Raw genomic sequence first — 26,916 nt, 5'->3', positions numbered from 1 at the left:
TTTCAGTAAAGGCTATTTATAAAACGTCACACACTTATTTGTTACCGAGTTGTTCCGCCAAACCGATTAAAAGTCCTTCGGTTCCACGAATGTAGCAGAGCCGATACGAGTCCTCGTATTGAACCACTTCGCCAACGATCTGAGCACCATACTTAGTAAGTCTGGATACCATTTCGTCAATATCTTCAACGGTGAACATGACGCGTAGATAACCAAGCGCATTTACAGGAGCAGTCCGGTGATCTGATATAGTAGGTGGGGTGAGAAATCGCGAAAGTTCAATTCGGCTGTGGCCATCTGGGGTAACCATCATAGCAATCTCTACGCACTGAGAACCCAATCCGGTTACGCGACCAGCCCATTCACCTTCGACAGTGGCTCGTCCTTCGAGGTTCAAGCCAATCTCCTCAAAGAAAGGGATTGCGTTATCAAGGGATTCTACAACGATGCCGACATTGTCCATTCTTAGTAATTTGTTTTTTTCCATAGTTTTATCTCCTTATGTGTAAAAATTTATTCTCTAATCATCTTCATAATTTCTATTAAAAAGTTACAAATTCCTTCCAAACAAAAAATACCTTGTCACAGTTTATGATAGTTTCAAAAATTCGATACCCTAGTTGCTATTCTATAAAACAACTTCGACTTCCCCACAAAATATTCCTGCCCTGTACTCCATTAAATTGCCCTTATCTGAGTAAAATTCACTTTTATCTCGAATTCAAGTCTTCAAGATAATGGCCCTTTAACGGAATAAACAAATTTAAATTTTTTCCATATGTATTGTTCAATACTATTCCACCTTATAGAAAAAACCTCCCAAAAGTGCAGTGAACTAATGAGAGGCTTCCGAAATTTAGAGTGAGCTCGAAAAATCTACAATATATAGGGTATCGGCTCCTAGTCTATCAAAGGGTTTGAGAGCAGATTAAATCATGCCGCCCATGTTTTCACCTAATCAAGTTAATGGCAGTTCCTCACAAGTTCGCTAGCCAATACCTTAATTAAAAAGATATAAATACTAATGAGTAAAAATATGCCAAGAAGTATGTCATAAAAATCACAGTTTAACAGAGAAATCTACCTCGATTTTACAGAAAGACTTGAAAAGACTATCTCTTGACCTTACTATGTAATCTTCTGGGAGTAATACTTCGACTTTTACATATTTAAAATCCATTTGTTCTAAAATGCCCCCTTATTTATCGGCTGTTCATAGAGTTGCTACGGTTTGGTAGTCTTCAATTCTGCGCTCCTTTAATGTAATAAGAACTCCTGATTAGAAGTGGCTTACCTTTAAAAACTTATTCGTCAATTTCTTTTCGAAACCTCTAATTTAATACACAATAATTTCCTTTGAAGGGAAACTTGACCTAGCAACTAAGCTCCTATTTGGAATATCCAACAACTTGTATATGGGATGAGAAATTTAAATGTATTGTTAATTTTCGTTAATACCGTGTTAATAATTGTTAATTACCACTTTAATTGACTTAAAAGGTGGTATAGTATTTTAAGCCCTTAAAAAAGGTAGTACATTCCAGTTGCTTTAATTGATGATTATCACAGTGAATAATCACTCTAAGGTTGAAGGATATAAAGATGCAGTAGGTAATATTAATTTTGGAACAAGAAATTAATTTATAAAACTATTAAATGTCGGAGGAATGAAGATGGCAAGAGAAAGAATAGAATCGGTCTATTATTTACGAGTTTTTGCCATGCTGATGGTTGTTATGGTTCACGTCACTGCAGCTTTTCAAGCTGTGTTAACGGATGGTAGTGATGCTTATCAAACATATCATTTTATTAATCGTATTATACGGGTAGAAGCAGGTATATTTATTATGATTATAGGCATGGTATTTTTTTATAAGTATATGAGTCAAAAAATGGATCTAACAGAACTAAAAAAATATTACAAAAAGAGAGCATTATACATACTTATCCCTTATTTGGTATGGGCCTTTTTCTATGAAGCCTTATCTGTATATATCGGGGTTGTACCGTTAAACTTTGTTGAGATGACATGGCGTATATTGCAAGGGGAATCTTTTTATCATCTGTATTTTATATTTATTATCGTTCAGTTTTATTTAATATTCCCGGTAATCTTGTACCTAGCTCAAAAGTTAACTTTTTTTAAGAGATATATGTGGTTGTTTGGTATAGGAATAGAAATTGGCTATTATTTCTTAGATCGAGAGTATCAAATTATTCCATTTTCTATCTTTATAAGTTCGCTAGGTCCATATTTATTAGGGGCCTGGATAGGTGCTTACTACAAAGAACAAAAAGCTCTTATCAATAGGAAATCAACGATCATCTGGGGATTATTTGTATCCATCACAGGCTTCTACTATGTCTATTTAAATTATCACATGTACACGATCTCATCATTTGTGTTACCAGGGTATATTTACTTAATAGTTAATTTATTTTATATACTCAGTGCAAGTTACCTTTTGTTTCGTTTAACTGAATACATTTGTAGCAAATGGCCTAATGCTATACCCTACGTCCAGAACGCGGCCTATTACTCATTTGGATTCTACCTATTACATCCATTTGTTTTAAAGGTGGTTGCCCAATTTGTACCGGTTCCTGCAGGATATTGGTTTCATGGAAGTATGATTCTTAGGTTCATTGGTACAGTGGTACTCTGTTATTTGATTATTTGGCTATTTCATCGATTCTTTCCATTTCCAAATATTATGTTTGGAAAGTTACCAAAAAAAGCTCGGTTCATATTGAGTACAAATCCACCGTCAATAAAGTATAGGAAAACTGGCTCTGATTAGGAAATCACTAAGTCAGAAAGACCGTGCTTGAAGCTGCCGATTTGAGTCTGTGTATGGACTGCATTCCCTGCGAAGGTTCGACAATTTGCCGCTCAATCCAAGATAATGGATACTCAGGGAATGTGGGATCACGTCTCTCCTAAAGGTTATACTTTGTAGCTATCTTTGATCAGTCATAAACAGTAACATATTCAAATTTATTAGGGTTTTTATGGGAAGCTACGTGTACATGATGTATCAGTTCATTTTCATTTGTCCACCAATCGATAAAAATAAAACTCGATCCACCTTCATGCACACCTATAAAGCCTACCGAATGCTTGATAAGTTCAGTGCTAATTTCACATTTTCAGGTTAATCTACCCCTAAAGTGGTTAAATGTGTACCCGGCTGGGCCTGACAGAGACTGTGGATATTTTACACCCAACAACAGGCACAATTGTTTTTTGAAGCCGCTGGAGGTCCCGCTTCTGATCCCCATCGGTTAGATGATGGATACGGTCTGGTATGTGAAAGTTTGTAACTAAGTATATAGATATTCCTTTAATAAGCCTGGATGCTTTAGTCTGGGGACACTCCTTAGCACATTAACGACTGAGGGCTAGGCACTTTTATCAAGCTTTTTTGAACGAATGTTTTGTCTACATCGTTTTACGATTCACAGACTTAATAGGTTCTACCGCCTTCCCCTTTTTTTCTTCCACTGTTTCAAAATTTCTTCGCTGTGCAGGAAAGAAAATTTATTTTGGCGAACAGAAATTTTCGTCTCCTTCAATACCAACTCCTCCGCCCCCTTTCATCTTTGCAATACACGGCGTTAAAATCTCTCTATTCTTTTTGTAAAAAGTGTGTGGATTTGGATCCACTACCTACTACTTTTTATTTAGTTTTGTTTTGTTTAAATAATGGGCTAGTAAAGTGGTTAGGTGACTAGTTACTAAGGTGGTTGCTAGGGTGGTCAGTACTGTAGTCGGTTTTCGACGGCAGGGAAACCATTTGGTAGAATTTATCGGCTCATATAGGCCCTATAGAACCATCAACTTTTTCTATATTGGGGCCATCTGGCATACTGATCTCTGTTTCTTTTTTGCCAGTTTATGGATAATTAACTTTTTTCCTAGGTTGGCACATAAAAAGTTTCCTCCTTGAAATCTGATGTAGGGGTTTCTTTTTTCGATTCGAAAAATAAACTCCTTCGTTTCTATAATCGTTGGCTATCGTTATAAGGTGTCTACATCATCTTTATCTTTTTTACTTCAATGTATTTTTGCACATAAAAAGGCCCGCTCTCTTATGACGAGTTTGTAAATGGGATCTAAAAAATTCTAAGTAATCTTCCCGTAAGTGGGCATGCCCTTCACAGTGAATACATGAGGTTAGTTTGATTGAAAACACCATGATCCCTCGGTTATAATTTTTCTTGATAAAGCCTATATAAAAGACGATTGCGCTGCCGCTCGATCGAAGCAACTACATGACGTAAAAGCCCAATAGAAGTAGTCACCTTCCTTTGCCGATCGGTGGCTATTTCTTTTTATGTTGAGAGTAATAAAGAACCTCTGTATAGAAAAAGACCTCAAGCTCTGGTAGAGAAGTACTCACAAACAAACATGCTGAAATAGGTGTGTTTTTATTTTTGTCAAAGGAGGATTAGAATGTTTCTTGTTCCAATAACGCCAAGCAGAAAAGTCGCTGCTACCATAATTATGATTTCATTTATACTGATGGGGTGTGCTCCCTCAGCGGAAGAACCGTCAAGTTCAGAGGACGACGTTAAAACTGAAAAAAATGAAACAAATCAAGAGATCGCTAAGCAAGAGACAGCAGGGGTAAATTCAACAGATGAAGCCACTAAACTCGCCAGCAATGAACGCGAAAAAGAAACAAACGCCACCGTTACACGCGTCATTGATGGGGATACACTTGAAGTCTCCATGAATGGTCAAATAGAAGATGTCCGCTTACTCCTGGTCGATACGCCCGAAACCGTCCACCCATCAGAGCCTGTACAGCCATTCGGTCCTGAGGCTTCACAGTTTGTAAAAGAAAATCTTAGTGGTGAGAAAGTAAGGGTGAAAGTCGGCCAAGAAGAACGTGATCACTACGGGCGTTTGCTCGCCTATGTATTTATAGACGGTAAAACGATCCAGGAAATGCTCCTGAGCGAAGGTCTTGCTAGAACAGCATATCTGTACAATGACTTGACTATGCTCGATGAATTCCACGAGGCGCAAAAGCCGGCAAGAACGTCAGAAATCGGCGTCTGGTCGATACCTGGTTATGCTCATGTGGACCATAGCCATGGCTATCATTACCAGGTGGAACCTGAGCAAGGAGCGAATACAGGATTGAAATATGACCCGGCTGGGCGTGACAGAGACTGTGGAGATTTTAGCAGCCAGCAACAGGCACAAGAGTTTTTTGAATCAGCCGGAGGTCACGCTTCTGATCCTCACCGATTAGATGGTGATGGAAACGGTCTTGTTTGTGAAAGTTTGTAACTAAGTAGATAGGTATTCCTTTAATAAGGCTTGTCTTCCAGCGTGCTTAGCCTGGGGACAAGCCTTTTTATTTTAAAACAGAGTAGGACAAAACGACCGATTCCTCCCGACTTGAAGAGGAATAGGAGCCCCCGGTCTTTAGGGATAAAATTATGATTTGTCTTATAACAATTATGCGTTACACGAAATGTCCATATAGCATATGGTAACTACGAGTAGGTAGGTAGGTAGCTATATTACGAGGAGGACATTGATGTCATGTACACACAATCACCAGAACAAGAATGGCTTTATCGTCTAATAAATTGGAGTCAAAATTATGAAGAGTATCTTGCCTTATTGCATTCAAGATCTGACATTAGCCCAGAAGAGGGAAATCAAATAGAAGAATGGGTAGACCAGTTCACCCAATTACGTCATACAGCAGAAGGTTATAGCGAACGCTCCCCACAAAATGAGGAGGGATATAACCATTCGCCAGATATCTCCTCCATTTATACAAAAGCTCATCAGCTTCATGAGCATTTCATAGATTTTTCACAAGAAAAATCGTTTAACTCATCGGAACAATCTAGAGAGCACAGGAAAGAAAATCAAGCGGTTCCGATTGGAGAACACACTCTCCCTCCGCTTCCCTACAATTACGATGCCTTAGAGCCATATATCAGCGAAGAAATTATGCGTCTGCATCATGATAAACATCACAAAGGGTATGTGGAAGGGTTAAACAAGGCCGAGAAAAAGATGCAAAAGGCCAGACAAACCGGCGACTATTCCCTGATCCGCCATTGGGAAGTGGAAGCGGCATTTAATGGTGCCGGACATTATCTTCACACTATTTTTTGGGATAACATGAGTCCTTATGGGGGTGGTAAACCAAGCGGACCACTAGAAAAGGAAATCAAACATACTTTTGGCAGCTTCGAGAAGTTTAAAGAACATTTTTCAAAGGCTGCGGAGAAGGTGCAAAGTGTTGGGTGGGCAATGCTGGTATGGTCACCACGTTCATGGCGTACCGAAATTCTGCAAGCGGAACAGCACCAAAACCTTTCCCAACAGGATATGATTCCTTTGTTAGTACTAGATGTATGGGAACACGCGTATTATTTACAATATAAAAATAACCGTAAGGACTATATTGAGGCATGGTGGAATGTTGTTAATTGGGATCATGTTAACAGACGTTATCAAGAGGCAAAGAAAATTAAATGGCAGCCTTTTTAACTTCTAAGGGCCTCCACCATAATCAGGATGGAGGTTCGCACGAGGAGAGATCATTCCACTCTAAAAAGCTCCCTTATCTTGTCACAAACAAAAGATAAGGGAGCTTTTTTTGATTTTATGGAGTCTGGTCATTGAAAATAACACAGTTTTTCAGCTGCTCATCTTTAATTTTTCAAGACATTGCAAAATTACGGCATTCTTCAGCACAATGCAAGCAAGTTTGACCACATCTTTGTGAATATTCATCCGGATGCTGTAAACAATGATTTCCACAACATTCACAAATTTGGGCGCATAAGCAGGCCATTGATTTTGCAAACATGCTGCAACGTGCCATATACTTTGCGGTTAACGTACATATATCAGCACAATCCCTAAGCATTCTTAATTGCTCTTTTCTATGACTTGCATCACTCATTTGTAGAATTGAATACTCCGTACATTCACAAACAGCTTCACAATGTTGAACCGTTTCTAACACTCGTTGATGTAACATATGGCTCTCACCAGCATAATTAGGCATAGTATGATGCATTTACATTCCCTCCAATTATTTCTCCGTTGTAACAACAATTTCATCATATGTAAGGACATGTACCTATGTTATAGGCGTAAACCCATTTTTTGTAATTTATGATAAAAAGCAAGGGCAGGGGTGCGCCTTTCCATCTAGACGATCTTTTAGTTGGATACATGTTTACCTATTAAATGGCAATAATAATCAAGAATACATTCTGTAGTGGAGGGAAAAACGTGCAAAATCAAAATCAAATGAATCAGCAACAGCCACAAGGGAAACAGTTGTCCGAAAATATGATGCCTAACATGAGTCACGGCGGGCATGAGCTCCTAGACGCTCATGAAGTGATTGGAGGTATGATCGGCTTGCTGGATCAGTATAAAATGTATGATCAGCATATTCAAGATCCTGAGTTGAAAGATATTCTGGGTCGTCAATACAACTTTATGACGACGCTCTATAACATCGTTCTTGAAAGCTTGCAGACAGGCCAGGAGCCATCAACATCTACTTACATTTATAACATGACCCAAAGTAATGATGTAATGTATGGTCTAACGCCAGGTCAACCGAAAAAGCCGGTTCAATCCGTTAATGAGCTATCAGACGGTGGTCTTTCCGGTTATATGATGGGACAAGTGAAGGGATTGGCCTCTTCCATGACGATGGCTGCCCTTGAGATTACGAACCCTGTGCTGCGAAGAGTGGTCAGCGATAGTGTTCCAAACCTTATTGAGATGGGTTACGAGATTTTCCTATATCAGAATAAACATGGATATTATCAAGTGCCGCAGCTTTCTCAGCAGGATATGACTACTATCCTTCAAAGCTATACTCAAGCTCAACAAAATCCTTTAAACTAGAACATACGATTAGATAGGAAGTTCAACCCACGGGCTGAGCTTCCTTTTCCTTTTTACAAAAATAATCCCTATCCATACGTTATCTTTCCTAGGTGCCTGCCTCCAGCGTATTAATGCGTTCATGCGCAGGGTTCAAGCACCTTCATACATCCATTGACTGTACGCATAAAGTAACCCCTCACCTTTTTTCATAGGTGGGGGTTACTTTACTTCCAATCAGTTTCCTAATGTCCATTATATAGCTAAGGTGGTTAACCCCCCTGTATTAACCACTTTTAACAAGAGGGCAAACAACGGTATTATGCAGCAAACGCGCCCGTTCGTATTCTTGAAGAAGTAAATAACTCTACCTAGTACTGTAGCAGATTGGATTATTAAAACGTAAAGTTTTGAATATTAAAAGGAACCCTACATACCCTGATAAAAGACACTTTACATCAGGAGGGGGTCAAATGAAAAAAAAGCGAAACATCTTGATAAGTTTAGCTTTAATTTTAGTTGTGGGAGCTTCTGTATTTACCTATAACCATTACAATGCGGTATCAGCTAATGAATCACAAGAGAAAAAAGGAAAAGTCGTTGTAGATCCAGAACTGTCAAAAGACTATTCGACAACTGAAGATATTCTTTTAAGAATGATAAAGCCTAAAATAGATAAGGTTATAAAAAATAAAGAGGGGGATAACCTTGAACGGTGGCGTTATTATAAAATAGACAGTATTTACTTTTATAATGATCTTGAGAATGACAAGAATGATTGGTACAAGGTCACAACTGTTGTTGAATTATTTCGAAAGGATTCTGAAGATAACGACGCCGCGGGGATTATTATAAAAGTTGATCCAGCTGAAAAAAATGGAAAAATAAGTGATACTAAGGTTGAGCTAATTGAATATAAATGATTAGTAAAATGACATTTATTAAAAGACTGCACCTTTCTTCGAGCGTCTGGGAAGTGTAGTCTTTCTTTTTTATAATGTATCGATTTTTATTCATTCTCCTACATATATCCTATAAATGCAAAGGAGTGCTCTCTCTTATTCAAGAAGCGCCCTTTTATTGAATAAAGAATATCTTTAACGTAACTTAGGGACCACTGACTATAACCCTGATAACAATGGTGAAGATTAAAAATAATAAAATCACAGAAATTAAGCTTCCAACAGCAACTTTCCGCCAAGTTCCTTTCGAACTAAATAATGCTAAAATTAGTGATGCTCCTAAGGCAAAAACAGCAAATCGAAAAAAGTTATTACCTATGAAGTCCACATTTGGAGCGACAAACAAAAAACAAATAACTATTAATAAGGTTAATACGAATGAAAAAATACCAAAGGAATTCCTCAACAAACCTCCCCCTCCTTTTTATCTAGCGACCATACTTTTTGCTTAGTAACAATCGATTCAAATCACCGTATTTTCAATAATGAGTACTCCATTATATGTACCTTTTTAGAAAAGACGCGTTATTCGATAAACGCGCCCTTTTCATGAATACTTGATTTCGAGATATTATTAATAACGATCTACCGATTTTGCCCCCTTTACCAGAAGACTTGGATTCGAGATAATTAAAAGACAATAAATTATCTGTTTTACCTTCCACTAAAATACGTTTCAAAATGTGTATATTAAAATAGGAAAATAATCCACTATAAGTATAGAAAGGCGTGTATTCGATGGAATTAATAATCCTAGGAGGAATCATAGGTGCCATTTCAATTAGTGTAATTAAATTCGCAATTAAAGGAAAACCTTCGGATTCCAAAAGACGAGAGTACACTCCCACAAGTGATGTATATAGTGGAAAGAATAGAGATTATAGCAGTCATGCACCTGTAGAAACTCATAGAAAAGCTCCTTATGAAGAAGTGGACAAAACAGAATAAACTAAGAATTGATCATTGAAACATTAAAAATGGTGCCACCTTTTCCATTGTAACTCAACTCCTGTTCATCTTTTCTTCTATAATTATAATTGAAACTGTAATATAATATCCCGCAGAAATTATATTTACCTCTTACTTCGTCGCGCTATAATGAAATACACGCCAACCAATAAAACGACCGTAACAGCCAAATAGATATATACAGAATGATTATTTGTATTTGTTAAATCAACAGAAACTTCCTCTTTCGGTGCCTCTCCTTCACCTAGAGCATGAATATCCTCATCTGCTTCCGACAATAGTGCTGTTCTGGAACAGAGACTGACATGAAGCCCGCCATCCCTTTCATTGGCATAGACGATATAATCCTTATTTAAACTAAATTCATATCCGCAGCTTGCTGAACTTCTTTCCGTATGTACGACAACCTCTGATTTATCCATTCCCTTCCATGTCTCTTCCACTTCTAAAACAACTGCAATTGGATCAGTAGATGATTGAATAAGATTATTTTTGTTCTTATCCATTATCTTCACCACTTTTCCAGAGAAAACCGCCATACTCTCCTCAAGTTCTTCTTCTGGTGTACCGGGTAACACGCATGAACAAGCATAACTGTTAGTTGGTAAAAAAGTTAGAATAAAGCTCGATGTTATCATAAACAAACCAGCATACCTGAAAATTTTCTTGTTTACTTTGGACAAAATCAATCCCTCCCCATACTAATTTGACGATATCTCACTTAAGAAGTTACAAAAAGCCTAATTTCTCCGTATTAGAATTGAGAAATTAGGCTTCTTTCATTACTACATTAATTAGCCCGATTCAGAAGGACTCACTATTCCGTTAGCGCGCCCTTATACGGAAGACTCGATGTCAAGATAAAATTATCCAAAAATGAGCACCAGGCTTCTATTAGCTGGTATTCCTTAGTAAGCAAGGAACTCCTAAATAAACAGAGAGAGTAAAAAAAATGATTTAAATTAATAAATAGGTCAATTTGAGTAAGACTAAAGGCAATAATCATAATGGAGGAATGTTACATGCCTGAAAAACCCGCACTTACGTCATCAGAACTTGGTACGTTATGGCTTACTTACCAACAGAAAACCATGATTTTACGGATGTTAGAATATTTTATAGAGAAAGCTGATGACGAAAAAGCCAAAAATATTATGGTTGGTTTATACGATGAAATCGACCCTTATGTGGAAAAAATAACAGTCATTTTTCAGAATGAAGGAGCTGCAATACCAGTTGGCTTTACTTCCCAGGACGTCAATAAAGATGTGCCTAAGTTATATGACCATGGCTTCGACATCATATTCGTTCGCTTAATCAAGGAAATTAGTATGGGTATGCATACACTGAATATAACTATGGCCTCACGTGAAGATATTGTGATGATGTTTAAAGACCTGACGGCTATCACACAAAAGTATTACAATGCTTGTACGCAATATTTGATTGAAAAGGGAATGCTTGCCCGGCCCCCTTATGTTTCGATGCCCCAGTCGGTTGAATTTGTTAAAGATACCTCCTATTTGGGTGGTCTTAATCCTTTAGGTTCAAAACGGACCCTCAATACAGTTGAGGTTGCTAATATGTTCCATGCGATTGAAACAAACATTACCGGAATGCAAATGATTACCGGGTTTGCTCAATGTGCAAATGAACAAGAAGCAAAGAAATATTTCTCCAAAGGATCAGAACTTGCTAAAAGCATAGTTGAAGAGCTGAGCAAAATCTTTCTTCAAGACGGTATTCAAACACCCTCTGCATCAGGTGGCATTGCCACGCGATCAACAGTAGCTCCTTTTTCTGATAAATTAATGATGTATTGTACCAGTCTTTTTTGCAGCTTTTCCTTAGGTGGGAATTCTCTAGGAACTGCTTTTAGTTTACGGAATGATTTATCAGCTAAAATCATGGTTTTTATGAAAGATGTATTCCAATATGCCCATGAAGGTGCAAAAATCATGATTAGAAACGGATGGATGGAAGAAGAGCCTCAGATGGAAGAACGAGATAAACTAAAAAAATAATGTCTAAACCCATCCCCAAACAGAGAAAAACAAATTCCAAATGAGCAATAAGCAATGTCTATTTTTTTACAAAGAAGAAAAAACTTAAAACAATTGGTTATGGTTATAACATCTACAATCACTTGGATGGTTAATATGAATCGAAATAATAAGTATGAAAAATTACTTTGGAGTATCGCATTACCTGGTTTTGGTCAGATTTTAAACGGTAAGTTTCTCAAGGGATTACTTATCATTGCATTGGAATTTCTGGTGAATGTTCAATCTAATTTTAACGAAGTGATCCTTTTAAGTTTTCATGGGGAGATTGAAAAAGCGATTCAACAAGCGAATTATCAATGGTTAATGTTTTATCCTTGTTTGTACTTTTTTGCGATGTGGGATGCGTACAAAGATGCTGGTGGTGGAAAGTCGCCTTTTGCATTTTTGCCATTTGCATTTTCCGCCTATCTTGTAACAGTTGGCCTAATTTTTTCGCCAACCTTCAAGATCATGGGAATCTTATTCGGTCCTGTATGGTTACCCATAATGTGCGTAGTACCGGGGGTAGTAATCGGTCTGATTATAAAAGAGTTAAGCTCCCGTTAAGCTAGTAGTTAAAGAAACAAACATACACATCGAGGTCCTATATAAATAGGGATCCTTTGTGCTCTTATGAAATTAATTAGAATTCTTATCCTATGTTATCTTCGACAATCTGGCCCTTATGTATGGAACAGGCGCCAAGTGTTATTCCGCGAAAGCACGTTTACGGAAAATCTAAAATATGTAATTTTAAAACTGATTTTGTTCCATTATGAACTGTACCAAATAGAAAAAACATATTGTATTTTCTTTAGAGCCGACTACCTATAACAATAGTTTAGACAAACTAATAGTTAGAAACTGCTTATAATTGGAGGGATTGAATGGACCAGGAAGAACAGGGAAAACAGATAAGGCTGACATCTACAGAAATAGGCCAACTTTGGGCTCAGTACATGAATGATAGTGCAAGCATCTGTATGTTGAGTTATTTCTTAGAAAAGGCTGAGGATGAAGAGATAAAGCCTATGATTGCTCATGCCTTAGAGTTATCTCAAGCTCATGTAAATAATATAACAGCAATACTTACTGAAGAAAAGAACAAATTGCCTCATGGCTTTAAGATGGAGGAGGATGTTGATTTAACAGCACCTAGACTCTTCTCTGACAGCTATGTTTTAAATTTTATACAAAACATGGCTAAAATTGGACTTACTACTTATTCAGCTAGTTTATCTGTAGCTATAAGAGCTGATATTACAGACTTTTATATGGAATGTCTTTCTGAGACAATGCAACTGTACAAGATGTCAAAGGACTTACTGTTGTCAAAAGGCCTATACACAAGACCTCCTTTCTTTCCTAATTTAGAGGAGCTTGAATATGTGGAAACAAAAGGGTTTATTTTAGATTTGTTTGGAGAAAAAAGACCTTTACAAGCATTAGAAGTAACTAACCTCTACTCCAATTTTCAAAGGAATGCTTTAGGAGCAGCTACAGTAGCTGGATTTAGTCAGGTATCAAAGTCAAAGGATGCAACTCAATTCTTTCTAAAACTTATAGGAATTGCAAAAAAACATGCTAAAGCATTTGGAGCAAAATTAGAGGAAAGCAATCTCCCTACTCCATTGTCTTGGGGTTCAGATGTAACAAAAAGCACGGATTATACATTTTCAGATAAGCTCATGATGTTCTATACATCTCAATTAATTTCTTTAAGTATTGGATATTATGGTACAGCCATAGCTCAAAGCCCTAGGATGGATTTAGGAACAATGTATAATAAATTGGTACTAGAAATACAGAAAATTTCTGTTAATGGAGCTAACATTATGATAAAAAATAAATGGATGGAACAACCTCCTATGGCTCCTGACAGAATAGGATTAGCGAAGAAGAATAAATAAAAGCAAACTAGTAGTTAGAAAACTGCTTGTAATTGGAGGTGGTTTGATGGGAAACTTTTCACCATTTTTAGAATGCCATAAACATGATAGTCAAGAACATCTAACTTCTCTCCAATTACTTTACCTTCTATTCTTATCACCATTTCAATGTATGTATTCAATATTTATTTTAACATTGTTTATTCAAGAATCTGGCCCTATACATAAAGAAAGAGCACAATTCATTATCTCAGAATCGCGCCCCGTTTAAGCAATAAGCTTCATCTCTATAAAAAGCCATTATTTTTCATTATCATTAACAATTGGAAGAAACCGATATGCCCAATGCGTTTGACATTTATTCAATTTATAATACCCTTCTTGCTTATCTTTTGACATATAGCCACATTGCTGGCGCGTATTGAAAACGTCTTTTACTTCATTTTCTGATGCGCTATAATGACTCAAATCTGGAATAACCCCTATCCAACTCTGATCGGCATTTTTATCATATCTTGATTTTAAATCATAAATCAGCGGCCCTTTATCCTTCACTACTCTAATCTCACTTTCATTGTTTTTGCCGTTTTCTCCAGCGACTTTCATAAACTCTTCAAGTATATCTTTATTTTTTAATTCATTATTTTTCAATACAACATCATCTTCATCTGGATGAAATTCTTCTTCTTTTTGTTCGTCTTGCGCACTGTTATCAGATGACTCCAGTGTACCTTCCCGTTCTTTTAATTGTAATTGAGCATTGAGGACAGCAGATTGAAGACTGAATGCAATCGCATAGTTCTCACTCTGTTCCCCGTCACTCGTATCAATTTTATCGATTACTTCCAGTGCTTCATCAATTTGTTCTTTGCCTGTTGAATCTTTTATCTTACTTGACTTCCCCTCTTTGACTTTTTCTTCATCTTCTACCTCAAACAAATCGCTCACCTTTTTGGCTGCTATGTCAATGTTATTTGCACTTTCGTTTTCGGTATTACAACCTTGCAATACCAACACTACGCTTAAAACAATAAATAAGCTGATTGCAATAACTTTCTTTTTTGATTTGACAGTAGATTCATTATTCGATTTCGCTGATTTTTTGTCTCTGTTCAACTTACCACTCCTGAAAATTTTATTAGCAATCTGGCCCTTATAGAAGGAACGGGCGCCAAGCCTTATTCCGGAATGGCACCCTATAACTGAATAACCTTGATTATAAAAACCAGAAAAGCTATTAGTCCTCGTCTTTTTGGCGAAAGTAGAAGACTGTAATTGCAAAGTAGATAATCATTACTACGGAGATAAACGTGATACCTTTAATAATCTTTTGTGTAGTATATTCCGATGAGTATAGAAGAAAATAGAGTGGCCAAGAAACGTATGAAACGCCACCTAGTATGTAAAAAAACTTTTTATCTTCCATAAAAATGCCCCCCTACCACTTATATTACGGTTGGAATTCAAATCGGTTTCACTTATGAAACAATACTACTCTTAACTGAACCCACCTTACTTCAAAATAAATTGGAACAAAGAATTGCTCCATTATAGGGCCATTATCTTGAATTCAAGTCTTCCAGATAATGGCCCTATTGTTGAACTGTTAAGATGCTACAAGTTCCACTTTTATTCTGTCAGGGTCTTTAAAGTAAACAGCGTGATGGTCATCTCCTCCAGCAAATGGGTGCTTGCTTGTATAAAGAATAGTAATTCCTTTATCTTTTAATTTCATAGTCATATCATCGACGTTTAGCCGATCTATCTTGATCATAGTAGTGAAATTGATGATGTTAAGCTAGTACTCCTTTTCTTAACTTGTCGTTGATTTCAAAAAATATTAATAGCTAGGTTTGTAAAATAAAATCGGTATTAAGGGGCTCATACAAGATACGTTTACTATATAGTGTTACAATGAGAAAAAGATAAAATTATTAATAGAGTAGGACGTGTATTTATTTCATGTTGTATAAATTAATCTCCAACGGTACAAAACCACCCAAAGAACTTCATCATTCAGGTACTGATACCGTCAAAATATTTCATACGCTGGAAGATGCTAATGCGATGAAAGATGAGTTAAATACCATTACTGTCGATAACGTGCATTGGAAAGTGATTCCTCTATCCGCAGAGAAGAAAAAATGACAAGTCGTTTATGATCAGTACCAGAATCTAAAGAGAGAGAATAGATATAAGTTGCTTTATTTATTGTTAGTCGATTATAAGAAAGAAAAAAGCCCAATTTCTCTCCCTGGATTAAGGAGGAAATTGGGCTTCCTTAGATCATCATTTCCTAACAATACTCAGATCATTTGCTTTTCCATATTTAATTACTTCATAGGCTGCTATGACATCACTAGGCTTTCCACTTCATTCGCTTTCCTTGGTGTTTTTTCTGTAAGGTTTCTGTAATCTTCCTCATGTCCCGTTGTTTTGGCAATATTAAAAAGCGCATTGTAAAACTTCCCGTTATCTAGATGATGCATATATTCATATTCGAATCCACTTGCCGTATATACGGCAAAATCCCATACATGTGGATAATCTCGTTTGCTCACTCCTTGCGCAATCGCATTGAGGACTTTCAATAACTCAATGGTAATGACCACGTTATCTCTTGCATAATGACGAGTAGAGGCAAATCCAATATATAAATAATCGTCAAATTTAAGATTTTGTAAAATAAGACGAAGGTTAGAATCTTTATCAGTTAAATAAGGGGTAAACTTCGCCTTCTGAGAGATGTTGATAAGTAAATCTCCAATCTCATAAATGGTGCCAGTTGCTGTTGTGGGGTCATCATTTCCCAAGGCACGAATTGCAATTTCAACAAATTTATTGATGCTGAATTCAATATCTTGAATTTCTGTTTGTCCATCTCCTATATGAAACATATTATTATATTTAAATTCATCAATGGTTGTGTTTCCTTCCTTTTTCCAATAGGTTAACAATGGCGTTGAGCCAAATACAAAATTCCCCACTTTGTATTCTAGCCGAATAATGAGATCATCTTTACATGCTTCCTCGATTAATGGTACAAAATCAATCGTTTGTAAATAACCTGAATCATCAATGCTTATCTGATGCCCCTGATATTCTGGGAGTTGACCGTTTATTGTCCCTTCCTCCTCTACCCTGTAAGGATCAAGCTCACTAAGCAAGGAATTATCAATAATATCAATGGATTCCCTTTTCATATCTTCCTCCATATTTGACACTTGAAGCCAATTGACGATGTGATTAATAAAAATAGCAAAACTCCCTAAACATAAAGCTGTCAAAAATGTGGCTGTGACTGGGATCAAGGTATATTGGGAGACTGTTTCCCCGTTAAGAAATAATAGACAAAGCAATACATATAGGAAGCTCCCGTTAAAAATCCCTAGTGTTCGCTGGGTCACCTTGGTCATCATGAAATTCTTTAGTATTCTCGGGGAAAATTGACCAGCGAAAGTAGTTAAAGCTGTTAATACACCATAAAAGGTAAAGGCGTTTAATGATAAAAGTCCCGCCGTTAAGGTACTTAAAATGGTTTCGGTCAATTTATAACTTGCACTCAAAATAGAAGGCATCATGTCGCCAAACTCCATCTTCAGGTCGCCCCACACGGTTAAGGCAAAAAGCAATAAAAATAACCCTGCATACATAATCGGCGTTACCCAAAGATTAGAGTAAATCTGGTGCCATTTTTCTCTTTTTGACATATTTCTATATTTTTGAATTTTTGAAGAAAGCCCTTCTCTTTTGTTCATCACTTCACTCCCTGTATTAATATAACCTGTTCTCCCCACTTACCCTTTTTTTATCCCTTTAACTCTCTAGATATTTCGGTTAAATTATTTGTACGGGCGCTTTTCTTCACAAATTAGATACATAGAAGGGAATAAAGAAACGCAGGAACTTATACAGCGTTACAATAGAGAAAAAATCAGTCGGGAATCATTAACATATTTATCATAAAAAGTTTTCAAAAATATTATAAATCAAGAATGATTAGAATATAAATAATAAAACTCAAACCAAAATTCTGAACGACTAAAGTTTATATACTTGAAGGTAATTGCTTTACCTAACTGCAGTTAATATGAAAATGATTGTACATTAATCTAGTCAATCGGATCTTTTGCTTTTCCATATTTAATTACTTCATAGGCTGCCATGCCATCACTGGGCTTCCCACCGTCATTCTTAAATGGCATTAAAGAAAAGAATATAAAATAAAATGAGAAATAAACAAATTGATTAAAGAACAAGCTCTTAGGAAGGATATCAGCAAATATTAAAGAGTTTACTATTAAAATTACGACCAGATTAAATATACTACCGGCTAAATAAATAGAAACATGAGCCCACGTTTTATTGTAAGTGAGTTTTTCATACTGACATAATCCTTCCATAAAATATTTCTTTTTCACTTCTAATGAACCTATATTTAAAAGGGTTTCACCTGTACCTATACAAAATTTAATTTTCCCTCCAAATAATCTTGCCACCAAAACATGTCCAGCCTCATGCACAAGTGTTACAATCGGTAAAATTAAGAAAAAATTAACAAAAAACATCGGAATGTCACTTAAAGTAAATATTGAAAAAACCTCCATACCAAATAATTTGTTGAGTTTATTATAAATACCCAGAATCACAGCATTCCCGGCTATCGATGTTTTAAACTTAACTCATAAGACATTCGTAAAGATAACCCACCGAATAAGTGAGAATACAAAAAAAGTTCATGAGAAGCTAATTGCCTCATGAACCTTTTTGTTTACTTTACTCTGTTGTTCACTGTAAGATTTAACATTTTTGGGAGAGGTGTTTACCCCTTTTAAGTTAATTCTCGAACTTCTGCCTCTGTTGGAGTTGTTTTTAAACTCTCTATCCCATTATTACAGCTCTGCTTCGAGGTGTACAACTCGCTTGTCACAATAATCTCGCCATTTCCTGCTTTTAATAAAAAGAAGAATTGTCCATCACTTGACTTCTGTATTTCAAAATGACTCATTTCATACTCTCCCTTCTCTACTATACTTCTTTTGTATTCCCTCTTACTAATTCAACAAAACAAACATTAGAATTACGATCATCGTTGAAATTTCATCTTCAGGTTTTAGCCATCATTGATCCCAAAGATTGATACAAAAAAAAGATATAAACTTTGTTAGTTTAGAGGTCAATTACTTTCTTCCACAAAAAGATGCTTATCTGGGGATAGCGCCTTTCTTTATATATACGAAAGAGCCAGACTATCGAACAAATCTTCTTCCACATAAAAATCAGCTAACGGTTGAAGAAGAGAAATATCAAATGATTTCTCACTGATTGACAAAAATCACACCGTAATCATCGTATTGCAAAAGAATCTCAATAGGGTAAACCCTATTGAGATAAAAATAGACTGAACGTCAAAAGCCGGCCAGTCCATAAGTAATCTTATTAAGCAATTGCGCCCTAAGATTGAATATTTTGCTATTAGCTGGCATGTGTTGAGGGCTATTTAGTTTTCAATACATGCCAGGGATTCACAAAATTTATGAATTATTTCTTTTGGCTAACTCAATTCTGTCAGGAGCCATAGGAGGCTGTTCCATCCATTTATTGTTTATCATTATATTGGCTCCTTTCTCAGAAAGTTTTTGTACCTCTAATGATAACTTGTTATACATTACAGCTAAATCCACTCTAGGACTTTGAGCTATTGCTGTACCATAATAACCAATGCTTAAAGCAATTAATTGAGATGTATAGTACATCATGAGTTTATCTGAAAAGGTATAGGCTGTACTTTCTGTTAAATCTGAACCCCAAGACAATGGAACAGGGAGATTGCTTTCCTCTAATTTTGCCCCAAATGTTTTAGTCTGCCTTTTTGCAACATCTATAAGTTTTAAAAAGAATTGTGTTGCATCCTTTGTTTGTGCAACCTGACTAAATCCAGCTACAGTAGCTGCTCCTAAAGCATTCCTTTGAAAATTAGTGTAAAGATTAGTTACCTCTAAAGCCTGTAAAGGTCTTTTTTCTCCAAAGAAATCTAAAAAGAATCCTTTTGTTTCTACATATTCAAATTGCCCTATATTTGGAAAGAAAGGAGGTCTTGTATATAGACCTTTTGATAAAAGTAAGTCCTTTGACATCTTATATAACTGTTGTGTCTCAGAAAGACATTCCATATAAAAGTCTGTAATATCAGCTCTTATAGCTACAGATAAACTAACTGAATAAGCAGTAAGTCCAATTTTAGCCATATTGTGTATAAAGTTTAACACGTAGGTATCAGAAAAAAGTCTGGGAGCTGTTAAATCAACATCCTCCTCCAACTTAAATCCATGAGGTAATTTATTCTTTTCCTCAGTAAGTATTGAAGTTACTTTTTGTATATGAGATTGAGATATCTCTAAAGCATGAGCAATTACAGGCTTTATTTCAGCATCCTCAGCCTTTTCTAAAAAGTATGTTAGCATACAAATGCTGCCACTATCATTCATATACTGAGCCCAAATTTGAGATATTTCTGTGGCTGTCAGCCTTCTCTGTTTTCCCTGTTCCACTTTAACACCCCTATTCACTCGTATTATTACTTTAGCTATCCCCAATAATTACCTGTGATATGTATCAGCACTACCCCTTATCGTTGTAAATCCGCATTTTCCTGACTTGCCCCCTATATTACACCTTTAATAGGTAATTAGTTTTTAATTACTTCATTATCTCGAATTTAAGTCTTCAATATAATGGCCCTATTACGGAATACCTTTATAGGTGAAGCCTAGTAAATTTTTTATAAACGTCGCGACATTATTTAAGAAATTTCAACTAAGATATATTGACTTTCTGGTTAGGAATCATTTTTTGCAATTGGTGAAGCCCCTGGTTTGCTACTCCTCCTTCATTAACCTATAATCGTATAGCCCTGATGATGGTTTTTTTGATTATGCGGGATAATGGAGTATGCTCGAGAACAAAAAAGAAGCTGCTATTTCACAACTCCTTTTAGTTCATGTTATTTGTTTAGTTTGCAGTCGTAACCTCAAAGCATGGTCTGATTACATACAATATGTTTCCAAAAGCTTGCTCCAGACTATTTTTATAAGTAATCTGGAGAGCTTTCTCAGCACTGCCCCTCATCCAACAAGTCAATTAAATCAGAGGGCTTTCGCATAGGAAGGGGTTGCTTTTATCAAACAAGAACCCCTTCTATTTATAAAGTCATTTATTTACAGATTCATCTTCTGGGATAAGCTCATCATCATTCATCCCGCACTCCGGGCACTGACACAAGAGGAAGAGGACCATTTTCTCCTCGAATTCCCTTCGTTCCACCTTCATAACTTTCGCTTCATCATGAAAGCATTTCCTACATCGCTTCTCTATCAATTCTCCTGCCTGATATTGCCTCATATTACCCCTCCAAGAATATTTGGATTGAGTAAAATAGTAACATAGATCAGTAGAAGTGAACATGTCGCTATACTAACATTATCATTACAATTGTTAGATCTTGTCCTCTCCCCGGTAACAAACCTTTTAGAAGAGAAGTTATCTCTTTTTTTATTTCGAACGGTTGTTAAAGATTAAAACCTAATAAAAAAAGGTATAGGGGGGGAATATACACCATGTTCATAGAGGAGTGGCCAAGTGAAGAATCGAAAAAAACTCCAAGCAAAAATTAAAAAATATAAAAATATGTCTAAAAGAGAGAAATGGCACCAGATTTACTCTAACCTCTGGGTGACACCCATCATTTATGCAGGATTATCCCTGCTGCTCTTTGTCGTAACTGTATGGGCAGACCTGAAGATGGAGTTTGGCAACATGATCCCTTCTGTTCTGAGTGCAGGTTTTCAATTGACCAGTACCATATTAAGCACACTGACAACTGGGCTTTTATCCTTAACGTCCTTCACCTTTTATGGAATGTTAACAGCTTTGACTACTTTCGCTGTTCAATTTTCACCGAGAATACTAAAGAATTTTATGATGACCAAAGTGACACAGCGAACACTGGGGATTTTTAACGGGAGCTTCCTGTATGTATTGCTCTGTCTACTGTTCCTTAACGGCGAAACAGCTTCCCAATATTCTTTGATCCCGGTTACAGCCACATTACTGACTGTATTATCTTTAGCAGCTTTTGCTGTATTTATTAACCACATTGTCACTTGGCTGCAAGTGTCGAATATGACTGGGGATATGAAAAGGGAATCCGTTGATATTATTGAGAATTCCTTACTTAGTGAGCTTGAGCCTTACAGGGTAGAGGACGCCAAAATGATCAATGGTCAACTTCCAGAATCCGAGGGACACCAAATAGCCATTGATCAGTCGGGCTATTTACAAACCGTTGATTTTGTTCCATTGATTGAGGCAGCTTGTAAGGATGATCTCATTATACGGTTAGAATACAAAGTAGGGAATTTCGTCTTCGGCTCGACACCCTTGTTAACGTATTGGAAGAAGAAAGAGACCACGACCATCAATGAATTTAACTATAAAAACATGTTTCATATCGGCAAGAGCCAAACAGAAATTCAGGATATTGAATACAGTATTAATAAATTTGTTGAAATTGCAATTCGTGCCCTGGGGAATGATGATCCCAAAACAGCCTCAAGTACTATTTATGAGATTGGAGATTTACTTATACACATTTCTCAGAAGGCGAAGTTCACACCCTATTTAACGGATAAAGATTATAACCTTCGTCTTATATTACAGAATCTCGACTTTGACGATTATTTATATATTGGATTCGCTTCTATACGTCATTATGCTAGGGAAAATGTGGTCATTACTGTTGAATTTTTAAAAGTATTAGATGCAATTGCTCAAGGAGTGAGCAAACGAGACCACCAAGCTGTCTGGGATTTTGCCACATATACAGCCAGTGGATTCAAATATGAATATATGCATCACCTAGATAATAGGAAGTTTTATAGCGCGCTTTTTAATATCGCAAAAACAACGGGATATGAGGAAAATTACAAGAACCTTACTAAAAAAATATCAAAGCATTCAGAAGTCTCGTTTAAAGAATAACTATTATTCCCTAGTGTAGAAACTCTTTTTATAGAAGGTAAGTGTTTAAATACAAGTTAGCGGTATAAGCTATTTAATCAGGAATGAATCTGTTCATTCCTGATTCTTTTAAACTGGAAGACGGGAGAAATATAAAATGGCGACAACACCAATCATGATTTTATTGTTTATCGGCTACATCATTTTCACCATTGATAAAAAGAAAGAGAATTTCCCTGTGCCACTTATATTGATCGTTGTCGGTATTGGGCTCTCCTTTATCCCCTATTTTTCTTCCATTGAAGTTACTAAAGACATGATTTATCATGTCTTTCTACCGGGCTTGCTTTTTACTTCAGCCTATCGGTTTTCTCCCAACGCCCTTAAAAGGAATGCCGGGATTATAAGCTTCTTGGCTACCATAGGAATCATGCTCACGGTCCTTTTCTTAGGTTGGACAATCTATGTCGTGAGCGGTCTTTTTGTATCACTATCATTGGTTGGGTCTATGTTAATTGCAGCTATGCTTACCCCAACAGACCCTGTTTCCATCGTTTCCATTCTTAAGAAATCTTCCGGAGACGAGATGATGGCTGATGTAGTAGAAGGTGAATCCCTGATTAACGATGGAACAAGTATCGTCATATTCACAGTGATTTTAAGTATATTTCTTCATGATAAGACTTTTTCTATTCGTTCTTTCCTAGGTGAATTTTTATTTGTATCTATCGGAGGAATGCTTATCGGGTTAGTATTTGGGTGGCTGTTTAGTAAGGCTATACACATTACCCATCACAAAGAATACCAAGTGATGCTAAGTATTGTTCTTGCTTATGGAATTTTTAATACTGCAGAGCATTTCGGTGTGTCCGGGGTATTGGCCACCGTTTTTGCTGGCATCATGCTTTCATTTGAATTTAACCGCTCCCTACAAGAAGACCATTTCCGTGAATCACTGGACGGTTTCTGGAGCGTTGTAGAGATCTCTATATTATCTTTATTATTTTTACTCATTGGGGTTGAATCTACCAGCTATCTTGCATTTGATTATTGGGTACTGGCCTCCCTAATATTTGTCGCATCTTTATTGGTAAGATTTCTTATTATTGCCGGTGCGACTCAGACCTTTCCAGTGTGGAGACACACAATCAACTGGAGAGAATCCCTCCTTCTTAGCTGGTCAGGATTGAAAGGATCTATGTCTGTCTTCTTGATCTTAAATCTTCAGGCACAAGAAGCACAAGGCACTGAATTAATACTCTCTCTGACATTTGCTGCTGTCTTGCTCTCTTTAGTCGTTCAAAGTATAGGAATACACCCTTTGTCAAAAAAATTACTAAATCGTGGCTGATCGGAAGAGACGTAGCAAAATAATAAATAATCATTCTGAACCCCAACAGCCTGTATGTTTTCGCCAAAACACCATTTCTCTATAATTTCAATAATTCATTCACGAAGCTAATTATAAACATAATTAAAATGAATGAAGCTAAAAACCATTCGTAATAGTAAGCCATTGACTCCTTGTCTTCCTTCAATTCTTCGATACCTCTTAATAAAAATATTGCGCTAAATAGTAAAAACATTGGGGGAGGCATTACACTCCAAAAGTTTACGTTCATGAAAAAAATGTATCCAATAATAAGTATATAGATTAAAGATTCAAGTACTATGTATAGTCTTTTCCTGTCCTCGTCTAATAACCCCTTACGTTTAATTTGGAACTTTTTTTAAAATAGAATTTCCTTATAGTGAGTGTTCAAAAAGTTGCCAAATTAGAAGAAAGAAGGTCGAGACGGCGTAATTTTGAGCACAAAGGAAAAGTGATTTTCTTTTACAAGGATCGGAACGTATGTTTGTTAATACGTGAGTAGCGAGGCAACTTCCGAGGATATCCTTCACCGCTGCCTTGCACCGAGGAATTTACTTCTTTGAATAGGCTCGTAGACGCAGGTGCACACGCTCCTCAAAAGCAAGCCAACGAAGAGATTCGCCTCTTATCATTTGGTGACTTTTTGAACAACCTCTTATACAAAAAAACCAGAACGTCATAAGGAGAAACTAGTAAAAAGAAGGGATTGATAAGATCACCACCCATAAATTAAATCCCTAAAAACGGAAGCAAGATTCATCCTGGAAAAAATAGGTTTTAAAACTCTCTCGCCTTTTTCTTAAAAAGTCTCATTTCATCTTAATAATTAACCTCTTAACGTCTACCACTACGCAATATTAAAGCGTCACTCCTGTTGCGAAAGACATAATTAGTCTAGAACCTTTGCTAAACCTCTTTAATCATAGTAATAAAATCTGCGAAATCAGTAGTGAATTTGCCCTTCTTTACAAACCCTAGTTCTTCATATAAATGAATCGCTCTTTTGTTAAACGTTGCAACTGATAGTCTTATAGAAGTTCCTTCATAGTTTTCTCTTATATAGTTAATAATAAATGAGCAAAAGTCATAACCGTGCCCTTTCCCCACATAATCAGGATTCATCCCAAGTCCCATATCCACAAAATTTTCATTATACACACCATATTGGTTTCCAATTGGTATTTGAGCTGTAGCTCCAAAACAAAAGAAACCAATTACCTCTCCTTGTTCATCGGATAAAGCGTAGTACGATCCATCAAGCCTTTCTTTAATTTCTTCGCCATTTACTTCATTATTATAAAAATCATAGGGTCTTTCATACTTCCAATTTAGGATATGGGTTGCTAGATTTTTATTCATATTATTAATGATTAATTTCATACTGGCCTCATCTCCCTACTTTCAGTTGAGTAGCCTTAGGTGCAACCTTCAGTATGTGAAGTCTTTATGCTACAAACTATAATGGACCGATTCCTTCCTCACCGTGAATTTCCGGGTAAAACGTCACACCCTCCCGTTGAATTGGCTGGGAAGCACCAGGAATAATAGGAATGTCATTTCTATCCGCTAATTGTATCAAATAAGCAGCATTGGCTGTAGCCTGGTCTTTTGTCACATTACCATAGATGTGACAATACCAACCAGTGCGATTTCAGGATCCAGCATGGTGTACATAATTGCTAAAGCGGCATATAAAAAGAATCCATTTTGAAAAAAGATTGATCAAAATGGATTTAACATTTGGTACAATATTTAATTTCCTTACTCCGGAATAGCGCTCCTATTGCGGAAAATTAAACGTTATCGGTAATTATTATGTCTAGGTTGAAATAAATCTTCTTGAGCACTTCTAACATCAGAAAAATGCTCGACATTATAATGACCATCAAGTATTTCATTATGATGCATGATGATCTGTTCGGCAGATAAAGTTGAGGAATCAGTCGTTGAATGTCCATCCTGAACTAAAGTGACATCAACGTTATTGACTGTGGCAGTTCTTACCGCTGTGTCAATACAATGTTCTGTTTTACACCCCATAATAACTAGATGTTCAATCTTACTTTCTGTTAAATGGTTCAACAATGGGGTTCCATAAAATGAATTTGTTGCTTCTTTATCAAATATTGTTGAGTTAGCAGGCACTTTGATATCCTGATGTATTTGAAATCCTTTGCCTTCGCCTCCGACTACATCTTTATCCCTCATAAAAATCACTAAAGAATTGGATTCAATCGCCTTATTTATAACCAAATTAATATTTTTTACTAGCTTTCCCTTTTCAAAAACACTTTTTTCATTCTGATTACCTTCAATTAATTCTTGCTGCGCATCAATAACTAACAAAGCTTGTTGCAATAGAAAAACTCCCTCCATAATTCGATTCTATTGTGCATACGATCACCCTCCCTTACCTTTAAAACTTACTTCGCTATAAAGCTCGTATACTCCTCTATTAGCATGTCATCATTTCAAATTTCCCTCCCTGGATTACTAAACTATATGGCCCGTTCGTATTCCTGAATAGTGAGTTACAGTATTAAAAGTAGAGCAAAATCTTTGTTGCAAGCTACCAATTTGCGAAAGCTATGCTTACTATAATTTTTTATTGGCTAGAACAGAACACACCGAGTAAATTCCGTAATGCAGAAGAGGTTTTTAATCAAAATTTTTTCGGATAGAAAGAGAATTAACAAAGGTTAGAACGTGGATTAAGAGAAGAAGAAAAACAATTTATTCAATGGATGGATAAAAAAACCCTGTTACATAAGAA

25 protein-coding genes and 1 pseudogene are annotated in these 26,916 nt (G+C 36.3%); 13 read left to right on the top strand and 13 right to left on the bottom strand.

Annotated features, from left to right (window positions below):
- Positions 1 to 34 precede the first annotated feature (34 nt).
- On the bottom strand, positions 35 to 487 hold the full coding sequence (locus MUO14_RS17225; RefSeq protein ID WP_244751823.1) for a VOC family protein: 453 nt from the start codon (positions 485 to 487) through the stop codon (positions 35 to 37).
- 1,186 nt (positions 488 to 1,673) lie between these two features.
- Between MUO14_RS17225 and MUO14_RS17220 the strand changes: the two genes are divergently transcribed.
- The 7 genes from MUO14_RS17220 (at position 1,674) to MUO14_RS17190 (ending at position 9,798) form a co-directional block, all read left to right on the top strand.
- Entirely contained in the window at positions 1,674 to 2,801 is a 1,128-nt protein-coding gene (locus tag MUO14_RS17220; protein ID WP_244751822.1) for an acyltransferase, read from the top strand.
- 1,655 nt (positions 2,802 to 4,456) lie between these two features.
- Complete coding sequence (locus MUO14_RS17215) at positions 4,457 to 5,302, top strand: thermonuclease family protein (RefSeq protein WP_244751821.1); 846 nt, start codon at positions 4,457 to 4,459, stop codon at positions 5,300 to 5,302.
- A gap of 258 nt (positions 5,303 to 5,560) precedes the next feature.
- Positions 5,561 to 6,526: a superoxide dismutase gene (locus MUO14_RS24985; protein ID WP_244751820.1), complete on the top strand. Its 966-nt coding sequence runs from the start codon at positions 5,561 to 5,563 to the stop codon at positions 6,524 to 6,526.
- A 753-nt stretch (positions 6,527 to 7,279) separates the two neighbouring features.
- Positions 7,280 to 7,909: a spore coat protein gene (locus MUO14_RS17205; RefSeq protein WP_396265712.1), complete on the top strand. Its 630-nt coding sequence runs from the start codon at positions 7,280 to 7,282 to the stop codon at positions 7,907 to 7,909.
- A gap of 452 nt (positions 7,910 to 8,361) precedes the next feature.
- Positions 8,362 to 8,811 (top strand): hypothetical protein, encoded by a 450-nt coding sequence (locus MUO14_RS17200; protein WP_244751819.1) that lies wholly within the window; start codon positions 8,362 to 8,364, stop codon positions 8,809 to 8,811.
- A 218-nt stretch (positions 8,812 to 9,029) separates the two neighbouring features.
- Positions 9,030 to 9,302 carry a hypothetical protein gene (locus MUO14_RS17195; RefSeq protein WP_244751818.1) on the top strand — a complete coding sequence of 91 codons (273 nt, stop codon included), beginning with the start codon at positions 9,030 to 9,032 and terminating at the stop codon, positions 9,300 to 9,302.
- A gap of 286 nt (positions 9,303 to 9,588) precedes the next feature.
- Positions 9,589 to 9,798 carry a hypothetical protein gene (locus MUO14_RS17190; RefSeq protein ID WP_244751817.1) on the top strand — a complete coding sequence of 70 codons (210 nt, stop codon included), beginning with the start codon at positions 9,589 to 9,591 and terminating at the stop codon, positions 9,796 to 9,798.
- A gap of 125 nt (positions 9,799 to 9,923) precedes the next feature.
- Here the strand turns inward: MUO14_RS17190 and MUO14_RS17185 are convergent, their stop codons facing one another.
- Positions 9,924 to 10,502 carry a hypothetical protein gene (locus tag MUO14_RS17185; RefSeq protein WP_244751816.1) on the bottom strand — a complete coding sequence of 193 codons (579 nt, stop codon included), beginning with the start codon at positions 10,500 to 10,502 and terminating at the stop codon, positions 9,924 to 9,926.
- A gap of 339 nt (positions 10,503 to 10,841) precedes the next feature.
- Here MUO14_RS17185 and MUO14_RS17180 point away from each other — a divergent pair, with 339 nt between their 5' ends.
- From MUO14_RS17180 to MUO14_RS17170, 3 genes are all read left to right on the top strand, one after another.
- Positions 10,842 to 11,843, top strand: a complete 1,002-nt coding sequence (locus tag MUO14_RS17180) for a DUF3231 family protein (RefSeq protein ID WP_244751815.1) — start codon at positions 10,842 to 10,844, stop codon at positions 11,841 to 11,843.
- A 135-nt stretch (positions 11,844 to 11,978) separates the two neighbouring features.
- Positions 11,979 to 12,431, top strand: coding sequence for a hypothetical protein (locus tag MUO14_RS17175; RefSeq protein ID WP_244755638.1), 453 nt, complete (start codon positions 11,979 to 11,981; stop codon positions 12,429 to 12,431).
- A 320-nt stretch (positions 12,432 to 12,751) separates the two neighbouring features.
- Positions 12,752 to 13,774 carry a DUF3231 family protein gene (locus tag MUO14_RS17170; protein ID WP_244751814.1) on the top strand — a complete coding sequence of 341 codons (1,023 nt, stop codon included), beginning with the start codon at positions 12,752 to 12,754 and terminating at the stop codon, positions 13,772 to 13,774.
- A 279-nt stretch (positions 13,775 to 14,053) separates the two neighbouring features.
- On the opposite strand, the gene MUO14_RS17165 is transcribed toward MUO14_RS17170, so the two are convergent.
- The gene (locus MUO14_RS17165; protein WP_244751813.1) at positions 14,054 to 14,869 is read right to left on the bottom strand and encodes a hypothetical protein; all 816 of its coding nucleotides are present in this window, start codon (positions 14,867 to 14,869) and stop codon (positions 14,054 to 14,056) included.
- 490 nt (positions 14,870 to 15,359) lie between these two features.
- Positions 15,360 to 15,512 (bottom strand): annotated as a pseudogene (locus tag MUO14_RS24980) (VOC family protein); the annotation flags it as partial.
- Between the two features lie 203 nt (positions 15,513 to 15,715).
- Between MUO14_RS24980 and MUO14_RS17160 the strand changes: the two are divergent.
- A complete protein-coding gene (locus MUO14_RS17160; protein WP_244751812.1) occupies positions 15,716 to 15,901 on the top strand; it encodes a hypothetical protein in 186 nt (61 codons plus the stop codon).
- Between the two features lie 200 nt (positions 15,902 to 16,101).
- Here MUO14_RS17160 and MUO14_RS17155 read toward each other — a convergent pair whose 3' ends face one another.
- The 5 genes from MUO14_RS17155 to MUO14_RS17135 form a co-directional block, all read right to left on the bottom strand.
- Complete coding sequence (locus MUO14_RS17155) at positions 16,102 to 17,511, bottom strand: DUF2254 domain-containing protein (RefSeq protein ID WP_244751811.1); 1,410 nt, start codon at positions 17,509 to 17,511, stop codon at positions 16,102 to 16,104.
- 354 nt (positions 17,512 to 17,865) lie between these two features.
- Positions 17,866 to 18,402, bottom strand: coding sequence for a site-2 protease family protein (locus tag MUO14_RS17150; RefSeq protein WP_244751810.1), 537 nt, complete (start codon positions 18,400 to 18,402; stop codon positions 17,866 to 17,868).
- 182 nt (positions 18,403 to 18,584) lie between these two features.
- A complete protein-coding gene (locus MUO14_RS17145; protein ID WP_244751809.1) occupies positions 18,585 to 18,761 on the bottom strand; it encodes a YegP family protein in 177 nt (58 codons plus the stop codon).
- Between the two features lie 526 nt (positions 18,762 to 19,287).
- Positions 19,288 to 20,304: a DUF3231 family protein gene (locus tag MUO14_RS17140; protein ID WP_244751808.1), complete on the bottom strand. Its 1,017-nt coding sequence runs from the start codon at positions 20,302 to 20,304 to the stop codon at positions 19,288 to 19,290.
- A gap of 658 nt (positions 20,305 to 20,962) precedes the next feature.
- Complete coding sequence (locus tag MUO14_RS17135) at positions 20,963 to 21,154, bottom strand: hypothetical protein (protein WP_244751807.1); 192 nt, start codon at positions 21,152 to 21,154, stop codon at positions 20,963 to 20,965.
- 237 nt (positions 21,155 to 21,391) lie between these two features.
- On the opposite strand from MUO14_RS17135, the gene MUO14_RS17130 reads away from it, so the two are divergent.
- Positions 21,392 to 22,792, top strand: coding sequence for a DUF2254 domain-containing protein (locus MUO14_RS17130; protein ID WP_244751806.1), 1,401 nt, complete (start codon positions 21,392 to 21,394; stop codon positions 22,790 to 22,792).
- A gap of 136 nt (positions 22,793 to 22,928) precedes the next feature.
- On the top strand, positions 22,929 to 24,122 hold the full coding sequence (locus tag MUO14_RS17125) for a cation:proton antiporter (protein WP_244751805.1): 1,194 nt from the start codon (positions 22,929 to 22,931) through the stop codon (positions 24,120 to 24,122).
- Between the two features lie 79 nt (positions 24,123 to 24,201).
- On the opposite strand, the gene MUO14_RS24825 is transcribed toward MUO14_RS17125, so the two are convergent.
- The 4 genes from MUO14_RS24825 to MUO14_RS17110 all read right to left on the bottom strand — a co-directional run bounded on the left by MUO14_RS24825 (position 24,202) and on the right by MUO14_RS17110 (position 26,501).
- Complete coding sequence (locus MUO14_RS24825; RefSeq protein ID WP_396265849.1) at positions 24,202 to 24,489, bottom strand: DUF4181 domain-containing protein; 288 nt, start codon at positions 24,487 to 24,489, stop codon at positions 24,202 to 24,204.
- A 560-nt stretch (positions 24,490 to 25,049) separates the two neighbouring features.
- Positions 25,050 to 25,523: a GNAT family N-acetyltransferase gene (locus MUO14_RS17120; RefSeq protein WP_244751804.1), complete on the bottom strand. Its 474-nt coding sequence runs from the start codon at positions 25,521 to 25,523 to the stop codon at positions 25,050 to 25,052.
- Between the two features lie 76 nt (positions 25,524 to 25,599).
- Positions 25,600 to 25,758, bottom strand: coding sequence for a hypothetical protein (locus MUO14_RS17115; protein WP_396265710.1), 159 nt, complete (start codon positions 25,756 to 25,758; stop codon positions 25,600 to 25,602).
- 185 nt (positions 25,759 to 25,943) lie between these two features.
- Positions 25,944 to 26,501, bottom strand: a complete 558-nt coding sequence (locus tag MUO14_RS17110) for an isochorismatase family protein (protein WP_244751803.1) — start codon at positions 26,499 to 26,501, stop codon at positions 25,944 to 25,946.
- Positions 26,502 to 26,916 lie beyond the last annotated feature (415 nt).

This window comes from Halobacillus shinanisalinarum (assembly GCF_022919835.1).
In the GTDB taxonomy this organism is placed as follows: domain Bacteria; phylum Bacillota; class Bacilli; order Bacillales; family Halobacillaceae; genus Halobacillus_A; species Halobacillus_A shinanisalinarum.
The sequence above is the reverse complement of the archived record's forward strand: the minus strand, read 5'-3'. Positions and strand labels throughout refer to the sequence as shown.

Bases quoted from the DNA above. Each gene is read 5' to 3' on its own strand.
- MUO14_RS17225 (WP_244751823.1), bottom strand. From the start codon at position 487: ATGGAAAAAAACAAATTACTAAGAATGGACAATGTCGGCATCGTTGTA.
- MUO14_RS17220 (WP_244751822.1), top strand. From the start codon at position 1,674: ATGGCAAGAGAAAGAATAGAATCGGTCTATTATTTACGAGTTTTTGCC.
- MUO14_RS17215 (WP_244751821.1), top strand. From the start codon at position 4,457: ATGTTTCTTGTTCCAATAACGCCAAGCAGAAAAGTCGCTGCTACCATA.
- MUO14_RS24985 (WP_244751820.1), top strand. From the start codon at position 5,561: ATGTACACACAATCACCAGAACAAGAATGGCTTTATCGTCTAATAAAT.
- MUO14_RS17200 (WP_244751819.1), top strand. From the start codon at position 8,362: ATGAAAAAAAAGCGAAACATCTTGATAAGTTTAGCTTTAATTTTAGTT.
- MUO14_RS17190 (WP_244751817.1), top strand. From the start codon at position 9,589: ATGGAATTAATAATCCTAGGAGGAATCATAGGTGCCATTTCAATTAGT.
- MUO14_RS17180 (WP_244751815.1), top strand. From the start codon at position 10,842: ATGCCTGAAAAACCCGCACTTACGTCATCAGAACTTGGTACGTTATGG.
- MUO14_RS17175 (WP_244755638.1), top strand. From the start codon at position 11,979: ATGAATCGAAATAATAAGTATGAAAAATTACTTTGGAGTATCGCATTA.
- MUO14_RS17170 (WP_244751814.1), top strand. From the start codon at position 12,752: ATGGACCAGGAAGAACAGGGAAAACAGATAAGGCTGACATCTACAGAA.
- MUO14_RS17160 (WP_244751812.1), top strand. From the start codon at position 15,716: ATGTTGTATAAATTAATCTCCAACGGTACAAAACCACCCAAAGAACTT.
- MUO14_RS17155 (WP_244751811.1), bottom strand. From the start codon at position 17,511: ATGAACAAAAGAGAAGGGCTTTCTTCAAAAATTCAAAAATATAGAAAT.
- MUO14_RS17145 (WP_244751809.1), bottom strand. From the start codon at position 18,761: ATGAGTCATTTTGAAATACAGAAGTCAAGTGATGGACAATTCTTCTTT.
- MUO14_RS17135 (WP_244751807.1), bottom strand. From the start codon at position 21,154: ATGAGGCAATATCAGGCAGGAGAATTGATAGAGAAGCGATGTAGGAAA.
- MUO14_RS17125 (WP_244751805.1), top strand. From the start codon at position 22,929: ATGGCGACAACACCAATCATGATTTTATTGTTTATCGGCTACATCATT.
- MUO14_RS17120 (WP_244751804.1), bottom strand. From the start codon at position 25,523: ATGAAATTAATCATTAATAATATGAATAAAAATCTAGCAACCCATATC.